24 protein-coding genes are annotated in these 13,705 nt (G+C 49.9%); 1 reads left to right on the top strand and 23 read right to left on the bottom strand.

The window, feature by feature from the left end:
• Window position 1: 1 nt before the first annotated feature.
• The 16 genes from rpsH to rpsJ all read right to left on the bottom strand — a co-directional run bounded on the left by rpsH (window position 2) and on the right by rpsJ (window position 7,111).
• Entirely contained in the window at window positions 2–394 is a 393-nt protein-coding gene (rpsH, locus tag IB214_RS01920; RefSeq protein ID WP_003031127.1) for a 30S ribosomal protein S8, read from the bottom strand.
• Window positions 395–424: 30 nt separating this feature from the next.
• Window positions 425–730, bottom strand: coding sequence for a 30S ribosomal protein S14 (rpsN, locus tag IB214_RS01915; RefSeq protein WP_003031125.1), 306 nt, complete (start codon window positions 728–730; stop codon window positions 425–427).
• A gap of 14 nt (window positions 731–744) precedes the next feature.
• Window positions 745–1,284 (bottom strand): 50S ribosomal protein L5, encoded by a 540-nt coding sequence (gene rplE, locus IB214_RS01910; protein WP_003031123.1) that lies wholly within the window; start codon window positions 1,282–1,284, stop codon window positions 745–747.
• Between the two features lie 14 nt (window positions 1,285–1,298).
• Window positions 1,299–1,613, bottom strand: coding sequence for a 50S ribosomal protein L24 (gene rplX / locus IB214_RS01905; RefSeq protein WP_003031122.1), 315 nt, complete (start codon window positions 1,611–1,613; stop codon window positions 1,299–1,301).
• A 10-nt stretch (window positions 1,614–1,623) separates the two neighbouring features.
• On the bottom strand, window positions 1,624–1,995 hold the full coding sequence (gene rplN / locus IB214_RS01900) for a 50S ribosomal protein L14 (RefSeq protein ID WP_000613954.1): 372 nt from the start codon (window positions 1,993–1,995) through the stop codon (window positions 1,624–1,626).
• Between the two features lie 162 nt (window positions 1,996–2,157).
• On the bottom strand, window positions 2,158–2,412 hold the full coding sequence (gene rpsQ, locus IB214_RS01895) for a 30S ribosomal protein S17 (RefSeq protein ID WP_017460070.1): 255 nt from the start codon (window positions 2,410–2,412) through the stop codon (window positions 2,158–2,160).
• Window positions 2,412–2,603, bottom strand: a complete 192-nt coding sequence (gene rpmC / locus IB214_RS01890) for a 50S ribosomal protein L29 (RefSeq protein ID WP_000644742.1) — start codon at window positions 2,601–2,603, stop codon at window positions 2,412–2,414. Before rpmC ends, rpsQ begins: the two co-directional genes overlap by 1 nt.
• Window positions 2,603–3,013, bottom strand: a complete 411-nt coding sequence (rplP, locus tag IB214_RS01885) for a 50S ribosomal protein L16 (RefSeq protein WP_000941212.1) — start codon at window positions 3,011–3,013, stop codon at window positions 2,603–2,605. Before rplP ends, rpmC begins: the two co-directional genes overlap by 1 nt.
• 12 nt (window positions 3,014–3,025) lie before the next feature.
• Entirely contained in the window at window positions 3,026–3,724 is a 699-nt protein-coding gene (gene rpsC / locus IB214_RS01880) for a 30S ribosomal protein S3 (protein WP_006817277.1), read from the bottom strand.
• A gap of 17 nt (window positions 3,725–3,741) precedes the next feature.
• Window positions 3,742–4,074, bottom strand: a complete 333-nt coding sequence (gene rplV, locus IB214_RS01875) for a 50S ribosomal protein L22 (RefSeq protein ID WP_000448832.1) — start codon at window positions 4,072–4,074, stop codon at window positions 3,742–3,744.
• Window positions 4,075–4,088: 14 nt separating this feature from the next.
• Window positions 4,089–4,367 (bottom strand): 30S ribosomal protein S19, encoded by a 279-nt coding sequence (gene rpsS, locus IB214_RS01870; RefSeq protein WP_001138115.1) that lies wholly within the window; start codon window positions 4,365–4,367, stop codon window positions 4,089–4,091.
• 16 nt (window positions 4,368–4,383) lie between these two features.
• Window positions 4,384–5,205 carry a 50S ribosomal protein L2 gene (rplB, locus tag IB214_RS01865; RefSeq protein ID WP_038634702.1) on the bottom strand — a complete coding sequence of 274 codons (822 nt, stop codon included), beginning with the start codon at window positions 5,203–5,205 and terminating at the stop codon, window positions 4,384–4,386.
• Window positions 5,206–5,222: 17 nt separating this feature from the next.
• On the bottom strand, window positions 5,223–5,525 hold the full coding sequence (rplW, locus tag IB214_RS01860) for a 50S ribosomal protein L23 (protein WP_004868363.1): 303 nt from the start codon (window positions 5,523–5,525) through the stop codon (window positions 5,223–5,225).
• Window positions 5,522–6,127, bottom strand: a complete 606-nt coding sequence (rplD, locus tag IB214_RS01855) for a 50S ribosomal protein L4 (RefSeq protein WP_003031119.1) — start codon at window positions 6,125–6,127, stop codon at window positions 5,522–5,524. Before rplD ends, rplW begins: the two co-directional genes overlap by 4 nt.
• Window positions 6,128–6,137: 10 nt before the next feature.
• Window positions 6,138–6,767: a 50S ribosomal protein L3 gene (gene rplC, locus IB214_RS01850; RefSeq protein WP_096759318.1), complete on the bottom strand. Its 630-nt coding sequence runs from the start codon at window positions 6,765–6,767 to the stop codon at window positions 6,138–6,140.
• Window positions 6,768–6,799: 32 nt separating this feature from the next.
• Window positions 6,800–7,111: a 30S ribosomal protein S10 gene (gene rpsJ / locus IB214_RS01845; protein WP_001181005.1), complete on the bottom strand. Its 312-nt coding sequence runs from the start codon at window positions 7,109–7,111 to the stop codon at window positions 6,800–6,802.
• 380 nt (window positions 7,112–7,491) lie between these two features.
• Between rpsJ and IB214_RS01840 the strand changes: the two genes are divergently transcribed.
• Window positions 7,492–7,959, top strand: a complete 468-nt coding sequence (locus IB214_RS01840) for an A24 family peptidase (RefSeq protein ID WP_117344031.1) — start codon at window positions 7,492–7,494, stop codon at window positions 7,957–7,959.
• Here the strand turns inward: IB214_RS01840 and bfr are convergent.
• From bfr to tusB, 7 genes are all read right to left on the bottom strand, one after another.
• The gene (bfr, locus tag IB214_RS01835; RefSeq protein WP_115257340.1) at window positions 7,956–8,432 is read right to left on the bottom strand and encodes a bacterioferritin; all 477 of its coding nucleotides are present in this window, start codon (window positions 8,430–8,432) and stop codon (window positions 7,956–7,958) included. The two genes, IB214_RS01840 and bfr, sit on opposite strands and share 4 nt — an antisense overlap.
• A gap of 71 nt (window positions 8,433–8,503) precedes the next feature.
• A complete protein-coding gene (gene bfd, locus IB214_RS01830) occupies window positions 8,504–8,698 on the bottom strand; it encodes a bacterioferritin-associated ferredoxin (RefSeq protein ID WP_003031111.1) in 195 nt (64 codons plus the stop codon).
• 184 nt (window positions 8,699–8,882) lie between these two features.
• On the bottom strand, window positions 8,883–10,067 hold the full coding sequence (gene tuf, locus IB214_RS01825; protein ID WP_096759316.1) for an elongation factor Tu: 1,185 nt from the start codon (window positions 10,065–10,067) through the stop codon (window positions 8,883–8,885).
• 70 nt (window positions 10,068–10,137) lie between these two features.
• Complete coding sequence (gene fusA, locus IB214_RS01820) at window positions 10,138–12,252, bottom strand: elongation factor G (protein WP_096759315.1); 2,115 nt, start codon at window positions 12,250–12,252, stop codon at window positions 10,138–10,140.
• Between the two features lie 96 nt (window positions 12,253–12,348).
• Window positions 12,349–12,819 (bottom strand): 30S ribosomal protein S7, encoded by a 471-nt coding sequence (gene rpsG / locus IB214_RS01815; RefSeq protein ID WP_016154763.1) that lies wholly within the window; start codon window positions 12,817–12,819, stop codon window positions 12,349–12,351.
• 95 nt (window positions 12,820–12,914) lie between these two features.
• Window positions 12,915–13,289: a 30S ribosomal protein S12 gene (rpsL, locus tag IB214_RS01810; protein ID WP_003023654.1), complete on the bottom strand. Its 375-nt coding sequence runs from the start codon at window positions 13,287–13,289 to the stop codon at window positions 12,915–12,917.
• A gap of 125 nt (window positions 13,290–13,414) precedes the next feature.
• Window positions 13,415–13,702, bottom strand: a complete 288-nt coding sequence (gene tusB / locus IB214_RS01805; RefSeq protein ID WP_117342444.1) for a sulfurtransferase complex subunit TusB — start codon at window positions 13,700–13,702, stop codon at window positions 13,415–13,417.
• Between the last annotated feature and the right edge of the window lie 3 nt (window positions 13,703–13,705).

Genomic DNA, 13,705 nt, shown 5'->3' with positions numbered 1-13,705 from the left:
ATTAGGCTACGTAGCAGATAATTTCGCCACCAAGACCAGCTTGGCGCGCTGCACGATCAGTCATAACACCTTTAGAGGTAGAAACAACTGCGATACCCATGCCAGCCATAACTTTTGGCAGCTCGTCTTTACGCTTATAAATGCGCAGACCTGGGCGACTGACACGCTGAATGCTTTCTACAACAGCTTTACCCTGGAAATACTTAAGAGTAAGTTCCAGTTCCGGCTTGGTGTCGCCTTCAACTTTAAAATCTTCAATAAAACCTTCTTCCTTCAGCACGTTGGCAATTGCCACTTTCAGCTTGGAGGAAGGCATGGTGACCGCAGCTTTATTCGCGGCCTGACCGTTACGGATACGGGTCAGCATATCCGCGATCGGATCTTGCATGCTCATCTGTCTTTACTCCCGTGATTCAATTGGTAATTACCAGCTAGCCTTTTTCAAGCCCGGTACTTCACCGCGCATAGCGGCTTCACGAAGCTTAATACGGCTCAACCCGAACTTGCCCACATAGCCATGCGGACGACCTGTTTGACGGCAGCGGTTACGCTGACGAGACGGGCTGGAATCACGCGGCAGAGACTGCAGCTTCAGAACTGCGTTCCAACGATCTTCGTCGGTCGCGTTCACATCAGAGATAATAGCCTTCAGTTCAGCGCGTTTTGCGAAGTACTTATCAGCTAAAGCTACGCGCTTTACTTCGCGTGCTTTCATTGATTGCTTAGCCATTCAGTAACCCTACCTTACTTGCGGAACGGGAAGTCAAAGGCAGCCAGCAGAGCACGGCCTTCTTCATCAGATTTCGCAGTAGTGGTAATGGTAATATCCAAACCACGCACGCGGTCGACTTTATCGTAGTCGATTTCTGGGAAGATGATCTGCTCACGGACACCCATGCTGTAGTTACCACGACCGTCGAAAGACTTAGCGGACAAGCCACGGAAGTCACGGATACGTGGAACAGCAATAGTGATCAGGCGCTCAAAGAACTCCCACATGCGTTCGCCACGCAGAGTTACTTTACAGCCGATCGGATAGCCCTGACGGATTTTGAAGCCTGCAACAGATTTGCGTGCTTTGGTGATCAACGGCTTTTGACCGGAGATTGCTGTCAGATCAGCTGCTGCGTTATCCAGCAGTTTCTTGTCAGCGATCGCTTCACCAACACCCATGTTCAGGGTGATCTTCTCGACCCGAGGGACTTGCATGACAGAATTGTAGTTAAACTCAGTCATGAGTTTAGCGACTACTTCGTCTTTGTAGTAATCATGCAGTTTCGCCATCGTACTACTCCAAATTACTTGATAGTTTCGCTGTTAGACTTGAAGAAACGGACTTTTTTGCCATCTTCGAATCTAAAGCCTACACGGTCAGCCTTGCCGGTTGCCGCGTTGAAGATAGCAAGGTTAGAGATCTGAATAGCTGCTTCTTTCTCTACAATGCCGCCTGGTTGGTTCAGGGCCGGAACCGGCTTCTGATGTTTCTTAACCAGGTTGATACCTTCAACAATGACCTTGCCGGAAGACAGGACATTTTTTACTTTACCGCGTTTACCTTTATCTTTACCGGTTAACACGATAACTTCGTCATCACGACGGATCTTCGCTGCCATGATTCGCTCCTTAGAGTACTTCTGGTGCCAGAGAGATAATTTTCATGAACTTCTCGTTACGAAGTTCACGAGTTACCGGCCCAAAAATACGCGTACCGATAGGTTGCTCACTGTTATTGTTTAAAATAACGCATGCATTACCATCGAAGCGAATGACAGAACCGTCCGGGCGACGAACACCCTTCTTGGTGCGCACCACTACCGCCTTCAGCACATCACCTTTTTTGACCTTACCACGCGGAATTGCTTCCTTGATGGTGATCTTGATGATGTCGCCTACGCCTGCGTAGCGACGGTGCGAGCCACCCAGAACCTTGATACACATTACGCGACGTGCACCGGAGTTGTCGGCGACGTTCAGCATAGTCTGTTCTTGGATCATTTTAGTGCTCCGCTAATGTCAACTACTACTGAGACCCGAAAATCAGGTCGTTAAAAAGCCCCATATCGGGGGCGCGGCATTATAACACCGCTTCAACGATATGGGTAGAAAAAATAAACGGCTCATCGCTGAGCCGTTTATTCGTTGAGAATGCATACTCTATTACAGAATAGCTTTCTCTACAACGCGAACCAGCGTCCAGGACTTAGTCTTGGACAGCGGACGGCATTCGCGGATTTCAACCACGTCACCAGTACCGCATTCGTTGTTCTCGTCATGTACGTGCAGTTTGGTCGTACGCTTGATGAATTTACCGTAGATCGGGTGTTTCACAAAACGTTCGATAGCAACAACAATGGATTTCTCCATTTTGTCGCTAACAACGCGACCTTGCAGAGTACGGATTTTATCGGTCATTACGCACCCGCCTTCTCAGTCAGTAAAGTCTTAACGCGTGCGACATCACGACGCACTTGCTTCAACAGGTGAGACTGTTGCAGCTGGCCACTTGCAGCCTGCATACGCAGGTTGAACTGCTCACGCAGCAGATTCAGCAGCTCGGTGTTCAGCTCTTCAACACTCTTCTCACGCAGCTCTTTTGCTTTCATTACATCACCGTCTTAGTTACAAAGGTGGTTTTAATCGGCAGTTTCGCTGCTGCCAGCTTGAATGCTTCACGGGCCAGCTCTTCCGGTACACCGTCCATTTCATACAGGACTTTACCCGGCTGAATCAAGGCAACCCAATACTCCACGTTACCTTTACCTTTACCCATACGCACTGCCAGCGGCTTTTCAGTGATCGGTTTGTCCGGGAATACACGGATCCAGATCTTACCTTGACGCTTAACTGCACGGGTCATAGCACGACGTGCTGCTTCGATCTGACGGGCAGTCAGACGACCACGGCCAACAGCTTTCAGACCGAAGCTGCCGAAGCTAACATCCGTACCCTGCGCCAGACCGCGGTTACGGCCTTTGTGCATTTTACGGAATTTTGTACGCTTTGGTTGTAACATCAGCGACGCTCCTTATTTACGGCCTTTACGCTGCTGCTTTTTAGGTTGAGCAGCCGGTTCCGGTTGTTCAACAGCAGCCATACCACCCAGGATCTCGCCTTTGAAGATCCATACCTTAACGCCGATTACACCGTAAGTGGTGTGCGCTTCAGAGGTGTTGTAGTCGATGTCAGCACGCAGAGTGTGCAGCGGTACGCGACCTTCGCGGTACCATTCGGTACGTGCGATTTCCGCGCCGCCCAGACGGCCGCTAACTTCAACTTTAATACCTTTAGCGCCCAGACGCATTGCGTTCTGTACAGCACGCTTCATAGCACGACGGAACATAACACGACGTTCCAGCTGAGAAGTGATGCTGTCAGCAACTAATTTTGCGTCCAGTTCAGGCTTACGCACTTCGGCGATATTGATCTGGGCAGGAACGCCAGCAATATCAGCTACGACTTTGCGCAGTTTTTCTACGTCTTCGCCTTTCTTACCGATAACGATACCCGGGCGAGCGGTGTGAATGGTCACACGGATGCTCTTAGCCGGACGCTCGATAACGATACGAGATACAGACGCTTTAGCCAGTTCCTTAGTCAGGTACTGACGTACTTTAAAATCGCTGTCCAGGTTGTCAGCGAATTCTTTGGTGTTCGCAAACCAGGTTGAGTTCCATGGTTTTACAATACCCAGGCGAATACCATTAGGATGTACTTTCTGACCCATTGCTAGTCTCCAGAGTCTCAGCGATCGGACACAACCACAGTAATGTGGCTGGTGCGCTTCAGGATGCGATCTGCACGACCTTTTGCACGCGGCATAATGCGCTTCATGCTAGGGCCTTCGTCTACGAAAATTTTCGTAACTTTCAGATCGTCAATGTCAGCGCCATCGTTGTGTTCAGCGTTAGCAATGGCAGATTCCAGGACTTTCTTAACCAGTACAGCCGCTTTCTTATTGGTGTAGGTCAGAATATCCAGAGCCTGCGACACTTTCTTACCGCGAATCAGGTCTGCAACAAGGCGAACCTTCTGAGCAGAAGAACGAGCATGGCGATGTTGAGCTAAAGTTTCCATCTCTTCCTCCTACCTTATTTCTTCTTCGCTTTTTTATCAGCAGCATGGCCGCGATAAGTACGAGTCGGTGCGAATTCACCCAGTTTGTGACCGACCATTTCGTCGGAAACAAATACCGGAACGTGCTGACGACCATTATGGACAGCGATGGTCAAACCGATCATGTTAGGAAAGATCGTTGAACGACGGGACCAAGTGCGCAGGGGCTTCTTGTCTCCGCTTTCCACCGCTTTCTCTACCTTCTTCAGCAAGTGCAGGTCAATAAAAGGACCTTTCTTGAGAGAACGTGGCATGGCTTATCCTCTAAAATTATTTGCTACGGCGACGTACGATGAATTTATCAGTACGCTTGTTGCTGCGGGTCTTCTTACCTTTGGTCTGAACGCCCCACGGAGTTACCGGGTGCTTACCAAAGTTACGACCTTCACCACCACCATGTGGGTGATCGACTGGGTTCATCGCAGTACCGCGAACGGTAGGACGAACACCACGCCAGCGTGCAGCACCTGCTTTACCCAGAACGCGCAGCATATGCTCAGCATTGCCAACTTCGCCCAGAGTTGCACGGCAGTCTGCTTCGACTTTACGCATTTCACCAGAACGCAGACGCAGGGTGACATAAGCACCATCACGAGCAACGATCTGAACGTAAGTACCAGCGGAACGTGCCAGCTGACCGCCTTTACCTGGTTTCATTTCTACGTTATGAACGGTAGAACCAACCGGGATATTGCGCATCGGCAGGGTGTTACCTGCTTTGATTGCAGCATCAACGCCAGATTGAACCTGGTCGCCAGCTTTCAGGCCTTTAGGGGCCAGGATGTAACGACGTTCGCCGTCTTTGTACAGAACCAGCGCGATGTTCGCGGAACGGTTCGGATCGTACTCAAGACGTTCAACAATTGCCGGGATACCGTCTTTGTTGCGTTTGAAGTCAACGATACGATAAGCCTGCTTGTGACCACCACCGATGTGACGAGTGGTGATACGGCCATTGTTGTTACGACCACCGGATTTGCTGTTTTTTTCAACCAGCGGAGCAAAAGGTTTGCCCTTGTGCAGCTCTGGGTTGACCACTTTAACAACGTGGCGACGACCCGGAGATGTCGGTTTACATTTAACAACTGCCATTGTATTACTCCTCCGACTTACTCAGCGCCGCCGACGAAGTCCAGATTCTGGCCTTCCTTCAGGGTGACGTAAGCTTTTTTCCAGTCGCTACGACGACCGATACGCTGTCCGTGACGTTTAACTTTCCCTTTAACAACCAGGGTGTTAACGACTTCGACTTCGACTTCAAACAGTTTCTGCACAGCAGCTTTGATTTCTGCTTTGGTCGCGTCTTTAGCAACTTTGAGAACGATGGTATTGGTTTTTTCCATCGCAGCAGACGCTTTTTCAGAAACGTGCGGTGCGCGCAGCACCTTCAGCAAACGTTCTTCACGAATCATGCCAGCATCTCCTCAACTTGCTTAACAGCATCAGCAGTCATTACGACTTTGTCGAAGGCGATCAGGCTAACCGGGTCGATACCAGTTGCATCGCGTACGTCAACCTTGTGCAGGTTGCGCGCAGCCAGGAACAGGTTTTCGTCCAGCTCACCGGTGATGATCAGCACATCTTCCAGAGCCATGTCTTTCAGTTTCTGTGCCAGCAGCTTAGTTTTAGGCGCTTCTACAGAGAATGATTCGACAACGATCAGACGATCCTGACGTACCAGTTCGGACAGAATGCTTTTCAGCGCGCCGCGGTACATCTTTTTGTTAACTTTTTGACTGTGGTCCTGCGGGCGAGCAGCGAAGGTTACGCCACCGGAACGCCAGATCGGGCTCTTGATAGAACCTGAACGCGCACGGCCGGTACCTTTCTGGCGCCACGGCTTTTTGCCTGAACCAGTTACTTCAGCACGAGTCTTCTGAGCACGAGTACCCTGACGAGCACCAGCTGCATAAGCAACAACAACCTGGTGAACCAGCGCTTCGTTGAAATCACGACCGAAGGTAGTTTCGGAAACAGTCAGCGCGCTCTGCGCGTCTTTCAATACTAATTCCATTGCTATCCCCTTACGCCTTCACAGCTGGTTTAACGATCAGGTCGCAACCGGTCGCACCCGGAACACCACCTTTAACCAGCAGCAGGTTGCGCTCAGCGTCAACGCGTACTACGTCAAGGCTCTGAACGGTGACACGCTCGTTACCCATCTGACCTGCCATTTTCTTGCCTTTGAACACTTTGCCCGGAGTCTGGTTCTGACCGATAGAACCCGGAACGCGGTGAGACAAGGAGTTACCGTGAGTCGCGTCCTGGGTACGGAAGTTCCAGCGCTTAACGGTACCAGCGAAACCTTTACCTTTAGAGGTACCGGTTACGTCAACTTTTTTAACGTCAGCAAACAGTTCAACGCTAATGTTCTGACCAACGGTGTATTCTTCACCATCTGCCAGACGGAACTCCCACAGGCCGCGGCCAGCTTCTACGCCAGCTTTAGCAAAGTGACCAGCTTCCGGCTTGGTTACACGGTTAGCTTTTTTAGCACCAGTGGTAACCTGAACAGCGCGATAGCCATCGTTAGCCAGATCTTTGATCTGAGTAACGCGGTTTGCTTCAACTTCGATAACGGTTACTGGGATAGATACGCCATCTTCAGTGAAGATGCGGGTCATACCCACTTTTTTACCGACTAAACCAATCATTGTATCAACCTCTCAATCGCTCGATGACCTGATTAACCCAGGCTGATCTGCACGTCTACACCGGCAGCCAGGTCCAGACGCATCAGAGCATCAACGGTTTTTTCAGTTGGCTCAACGATGTCAACCAGACGCTTGTGAGTGCGAATTTCGTACTGATCACGCGCGTCTTTGTTAACGTGCGGAGAGATCAGAACGGTAAAGCGCTCTTTGCGGGTCGGCAGCGGGATCGGACCACGAACCTGCGCACCAGTGCGCTTGGCAGTCTCGACGATTTCCGCGGTTGATTGATCGATCAGACGATGATCAAACGCTTTCAAACGGATACGGATTCTTTGGTTCTGCATGAGACCAGAGCTCCAATTATTTTATAGACGAAATAGTTACTCCTCAAACCCATTACGATTGATGGGAGAGTGTAACCGTTCTTACAGAGTTCCCCGATTGGGAACATTGTCTGGTATCGCTTTCGCAGTACCGGTGGCTCATATCGAACCGCTGTCAATATTAGACAAGCCCGCGCATTATACGTAAATCTCAGCCTTACGCAAGTGCCGTGTAGATATTAATCACTCAACCAGTAATGCGAGCCCGATTCCGCTCTGAATGCAGAGGTTTTTGTTCATCGTAATTTCTCCGGAAGGAAGCCAACAGAATGAGCAATCAAGCCTTGTATGGTCAGCACGATTTCTTGAAGGTGGCATCTATTTCCACAAAGGATTCGCGCATGTACGCCGACCTCCCCTTTCTGTTTTTCTACATTTCATTATGCGGGCTACTTTGGGCCCAGGATTTACGTACCGGGTTATTACCCGACAAGTTGACCTGCCCTCTGCTCTGGTGCGGTCTTATTTACTACCAGTGCTGTAAACCGGCACTGTTATCCAACGCACTTTGGGGAGCCATAGCAGGCTATAGCGCATTTTCGCTGCTCTACTGGAGTTACCGCCTGGTGCGGCGGTATGAGGGATTAGGCTATGGTGATGTAAAATTCCTCGCCGCCTTGGGTGCCTGGCATCGGTGGGAGTCATTACCACTATTGGTCTTCCTTGCGGCTTGTTTAGCGTGCTGCATGATGGGAGCTGATTATGTAAGACACGGAAAAAAAGGACTAAAAAACCCGCTGCCTTTTGGACCCTATCTGGCGGCTGCGGGTTTTATTATTGGCGGGGTAAATCTGGTACGGGGCTTTTAGTCACTGACTTTAATTTGCGACTGCAGGTAATTTTGCAATCCCAGTTTTCCAATCAGATCCAGCTCCGTTTCGAGCCAGTCGATATGCCCTTCTTCGTCGGTGAGGATCTCTATCATCATATCCCGACTGACATAGTCATGAACGCTATCGGCATAGGCAATGGCTTCACGTAAATCTTTTGCGCCATCCAGCTCAAGTCGAAGATCTGACTGAAGCATCTCCTCAACGTCTTCGCCAATCCCCAACTTACCCAAGTCCTGTAAATTTGGGAGCCCTTCTAAAAACAAAATACGCTCAATGTATTTATCGGCGTGTTTCATCTCATCAATAGATTCATGGTACTCAACATCATTGAGCCGAGTCAGCCCCCAGTTTTTAAACATTCGGGCATGAAGAAAATACTGGTTGATCGCGACAAGCTCATTTCCCAATAGTTTATTGAGATAACTTATGATTTTAACATCACCTTTCATTTTATAGTCCCTCCGCTTCCACTCTTAGAGCGTAGATGGGGCTACAGGGATGTCAAAAAAAAGAGTGTGACTTAGGCGATCTCTTTAAATTCTGGCATTTGTGTTAATTCATCTTGCATCACTTCACGCGCAGCGCGAATGCATTTACCACATTGATTTCCAACAGGAATAAATTTTCGTAATTGTTGAAAAGATTGCGGATGAAACTGGCGAACAGCCTGACGAATTTTTTTATCACTTATCGCATTACACAAACAAACGTACATGATCGCTCCCGTTCAATTTATGCGCAAAGTGTAAATGAGAATAGTTATGATTACAATAGCACAATACTGTTTGTATGCCGACGCGGCTTGCGAAAAATGCGAATAAATATTACAGGTGTCAAATATCAGGCAGCAAAAAGGGCGCCTAAGCGCCCTTTTCAATTCAAAACTAATTAACGAGTAATTAGCTCAGAACTTTAGCAACAACGCCCGCACCAACAGTACGGCCGCCTTCACGGATTGCGAAACGCAGACCGTCGTCCATCGCGATCGGGTGGATCAGGGTAACAACCATTTTGATGTTGTCGCCCGGCATTACCATCTCTACGCCTTCCGGCAGTTCGATGGTACCAGTCACGTCAGTAGTACGGAAGTAGAACTGCGGACGGTAGCCTTTGAAGAACGGAGTATGACGGCCGCCTTCGTCTTTGGACAGGATATAAACTTCAGATTCGAACTTGGTGTGCGGCTTGATAGAGCCCGGCTTAGCCAGTACCTGACCACGTTCGATTTCTTCACGTTTGATACCACGCAGCAGAACACCAACGTTCTCACCAGCACGGCCTTCGTCCAGCAGTTTGCGGAACATTTCAACGCCAGTACAGGTAGACTTAGCAGTCTCTTTGATACCAACGATTTCAACTTCTTCGCCAACTTTAACGATACCGCGCTCTACACGACCGGTAACAACAGTACCACGGCCGGAGATGGAGAATACGTCTTCGATAGGCAGCAGGAACGGCTTGTCAATCGCACGCTCTGGTTCCGGGATGTAAGAATCCAGGTAGCCAGCCAGTTCAACGATTTTAGCTTCCCACTCAGCTTCGCCTTCCAGCGCTTTCAGAGCAGAACCACGAACGATCGGAGTATCGTCGCCCGGGAAATCGTACTGAGACAGAAGTTCACGAACTTCCATTTCTACCAGTTCCAGCAGCTCTTCGTCATCAACCATGTCGCATTTGTTCAGGAACACGATGATGTACGGAACGCCAACCTGACGACCCAGCAGGATGTGCTCACGAGTCTGCGGCATCGGGCCGTCAGTCGCAGCAACAACCAGGATCGCGCCGTCCATCTGCGCAGCACCGGTGATCATGTTTTTAACATAGTCGGCGTGGCCCGGGCAGTCTACGTGTGCGTAGTGGCGAGACGGGGTGTCATATTCAACGTGAGAAGTGTTGATGGTGATACCACGTGCTTTTTCTTCCGGTGCGTTATCGATCTGATCGAATGCACGAGCAGAACCGCCGTAGGTTTTAGCCAGTACGGTGGTGATTGCAGCGGTCAGTGTAGTTTTACCGTGGTCAACGTGGCCGATGGTGCCGACGTTAACGTGCGGTTTTGTACGTTCAAATTTTTCTTTAGACACGGCTATATTCCTTACTATAGTGCTCTCCCCTTATAGAGAGAGCACGGGATTTTGGTTTTTAACCTGCGGCTTATTTACCGCGGGCTTCGATTACGGCCTGAGCAACGTTGTTCGGCGCATCATCATACTTCAGGAATTCCATAGAGTAAGATGCACGACCTTTGGTCAGAGAACGCAGCTGAGTTGCATATCCGAACATTTCAGACAGCGGAACTTCAGCATGAATCTGAACACCAGTAGCGTTAGATTCCTGACCTTTCAACTGACCACGACGACGGCTAAGGTCACCGATGACGTCACCAGTGTTCTCTTCCGGCGTTTCTACTTCAACCTTCATGATCGGCTCAAGCAGAACAGGTTTCGCTTTCTTAAAGCCATCTTTGAAGGCGATAGAAGCAGCCAGTTTAAACGCCAGCTCAGAGGAGTCAACGTCATGGTAAGAACCGAAGTGCAGACGCACGCCCAGATCAACAACCGGATAGCCAGCCAGCGGGCCAGATTTCAGCTGTTCCTGGATGCCTTTATCAACGGCCGGGATGTATTCGCCAGGAATTACACCACCTTTGATGTCGTTGATGAACTCGTAGCCTTTCGGGTTTGAACCCGGCTCCAGCGGGTACATGTCGATAACAACATGACCGTACTGACCGCGACCACCAGACTGCTTAGCGTGTTTACCTTCGATATCGGTAACTTTCGCGCGAATCGCTTCACGGTAAGCAACCTGAGGTTTACCGACGTTCGCTTCAACGTTGAATTCACGCTTCATGCGGTCAACGATGATGTCGAGGTGCAGCTCACCCATACCGGCGATAATGGTCTGGTTAGATTCTTCGTCAGTCCATACGCGGAAAGACGGGTCTTCTTTAGCCAGACGGCCCAGAGCCAGACCCATTTTTTCCTGGTCAGCTTTGGTTTTCGGTTCTACCGCGATGGAGATTACCGGCTCAGGGAATTCCATACGCTCCAGAATGATCACGTGGTCTGGATCACAAATGGTGTCACCAGTTGTCACATCTTTCAGACCGATCGCAGCCGCGATATCGCCCGCGCGAACTTCTTTGATCTCTTCACGCTTGTTGGCGTGCATCTGTACGATACGACCAAAACGTTCACGAGCCGATTTCACTGGGTTGTAAACAGTATCACCGGAGTTAACCACGCCAGAGTACACGCGGAAGAAGGTCAGGTTACCCACGAACGGGTCGGTAGCGATTTTGAATGCCAGAGCAGCAAACGGCTCTTCATCGCTAGCGTGACGCTCAGCCGGAGTATCTTTACCGTCGTCCAGAATACCGTTGATCGCAGGTACGTCGATTGGGGATGGCAGGTAATCAATTACCGCATCCAGCATCGCCTGAACACCTTTGTTCTTGAACGCAGAACCACAGGTTACCAGGATGATTTCGTTGTTCAGAACGCGCTGACGCAGAGCAGTCTTGATCTCTTCTTCAGTCAGTTCTTCACCACCGAGGTATTTCTCCATCAGCTCTTCTGAAGCTTCTGCAGCGGACTCGATCAGGTTCTGGTGCCATTCTTCAGCCAGTTCCTGCATGTCTGCCGGAATATCTTCATAAGTGAAGGTTACGCCTGCGTCTTCTTCGTTCCAGTTGATGGCTTTCATTTTCACCAGGTCAACAACACCGGTGAAATGTTCTTCAGCACCAATAGCCAGCTGCAGCGGAACAGGGTTCGCGCCCAGACGGGTTTTGATCTGACCAACAACTTTCAGGAAGTTCGCACCCATACGGTCCATTTTGTTAACGAACGCAATGCGTGGAACTTTATATTTGTTAGCCTGACGCCATACGGTTTCAGACTGCGGCTGAACACCACCAACTGCGCAGTAAACCATTACTGCACCATCAAGCACACGCATGGAACGTTCTACTTCGATTGTGAAGTCAACGTGCCCCGGGGTGTCGATGATGTTTACGCGATGCGGTTCATACTGCTTGGCCATACCAGACCAGAATGCAGTAGTCGCTGCGGAGGTGATAGTAATACCACGCTCCTGCTCCTGTTCCATCCAGTCCATGGTGGCTGCGCCGTCATGAACTTCACCGATTTTATGGTTTACACCGGTGTAGAACAGAATACGTTCGGTAGTAGTGGTTTTACCGGCGTCGATGTGCGCACTGATACCGATGTTACGGTAGCGCGCGATGGGTGTTGTACGAGCCATTTGATTCCTCGTTTATCTTTTAGGCGTTCAATTTAAGTAGCCCAAAGCGGGCTGCTTACAGGAAGCGCCCGCCTGGTGACTATTACTCCGAAGGGATTACCAACGGTAGTGTGCGAACGCCTTGTTGGCTTCTGCCATACGGTGAACGTCTTCACGTTTCTTAACTGCAGTACCTTTGTTTTCTGCAGCATCAGAAAGTTCGTTCGCCAGGCGCAGAGCCATGGATTTATCACCGCGTTTACGAGCAGCTTCAACGATCCAACGCATTGCCAGAGCATTACGACGAACCGGACGGACTTCAACTGGTACCTGATAAGTAGAACCACCAACGCGGCGAGACTTAACTTCGACAGTCGGGCGCACGTTTTCGAGGGCTACTTCAAAGGCTTCCAGGCCATCTTTACCAGAGCGCTGAGCCAGGGTCTCCAGGGCGCTGTATACGATGGTTTCTGCAGTAGATTTTTTACCATCTACCATCAGGATGTTTACAAATTTAGCCAGCAGCTCTGATCCGAACTTAGGATCCGGCAGAATTTTACGCTGACCAATGACGCGACGACGTGGCATGGGAATACTCCGTTGTTAATTCAGGATTGTCCAAAACTCTAAGAGTTTAGTTTGACATTAATATAAAACGTTTGGCCTTACTTAACGGAGAACCATTAAGCCTTAGGACGTTTCACGCCATACTTGGAACGTGATTGCTTACGGTCTTTAACGCCGGAGCAGTCAAGCGCACCACGAACGGTGTGGTAACGAACACCCGGAAGGTCTTTTACACGACCGCCACGGATCAGGATCACGGAGTGTTCCTGCAGGTTGTGACCTTCACCACCGATGTAGGAAGTCACTTCAAAACCGTTAGTCAAACGCACACGGCATACTTTACGCAGTGCGGAGTTTGGTTTTTTAGGAGTGGTGGTATATACACGGGTACATACACCACGTTTCTGCGGGCAGGCTTCCAGCGCAGGCACGTTGCTCTTTGCAACTTTGCGTGCGCGTGGTTTGCGTACCAGCTGGTTAACTGTTGCCATTAAATAGCTCCTGGTTTTAGCTTTTGCTTCGTAAACACGTAATAAAACGACCTCATACAATATGAGGACGCAGAATTTTAGGTCGGTGTCGAAAAGGTGTCAAGAAATATACAACGATCCCGCAATTACCAGGCAATCTGGTTGGGATGCTTCACCGTAAGTCTGACGAAGTCAGTATAGCTAACCCTGACGACACTGTCTGAAATTTGACCACCCAACCCGCGAGCCTTAATGTCTTCTTCCAGTACATAAACCTTAATGGAGGCATTTTGCAGCGTTTCAAGGAAACGGCTGCCTTCTATGGCTGCAGTCACGCCGTCCTGAAGCAATAAAAGCTCATCGTCTGCGCCAACAAGACGCAGCAGGGAGGAGAAGTCAGTCAGCCACGCTGAGCGATGTAGAGTATGCAGCATGCG

Source organism: Citrobacter sp. C1 (assembly GCF_014596895.2).
GTDB classification, from domain to species: domain Bacteria; phylum Pseudomonadota; class Gammaproteobacteria; order Enterobacterales; family Enterobacteriaceae; genus Citrobacter; species Citrobacter gillenii.
This window is presented reverse-complemented; position numbering and strand designations above follow the sequence as displayed.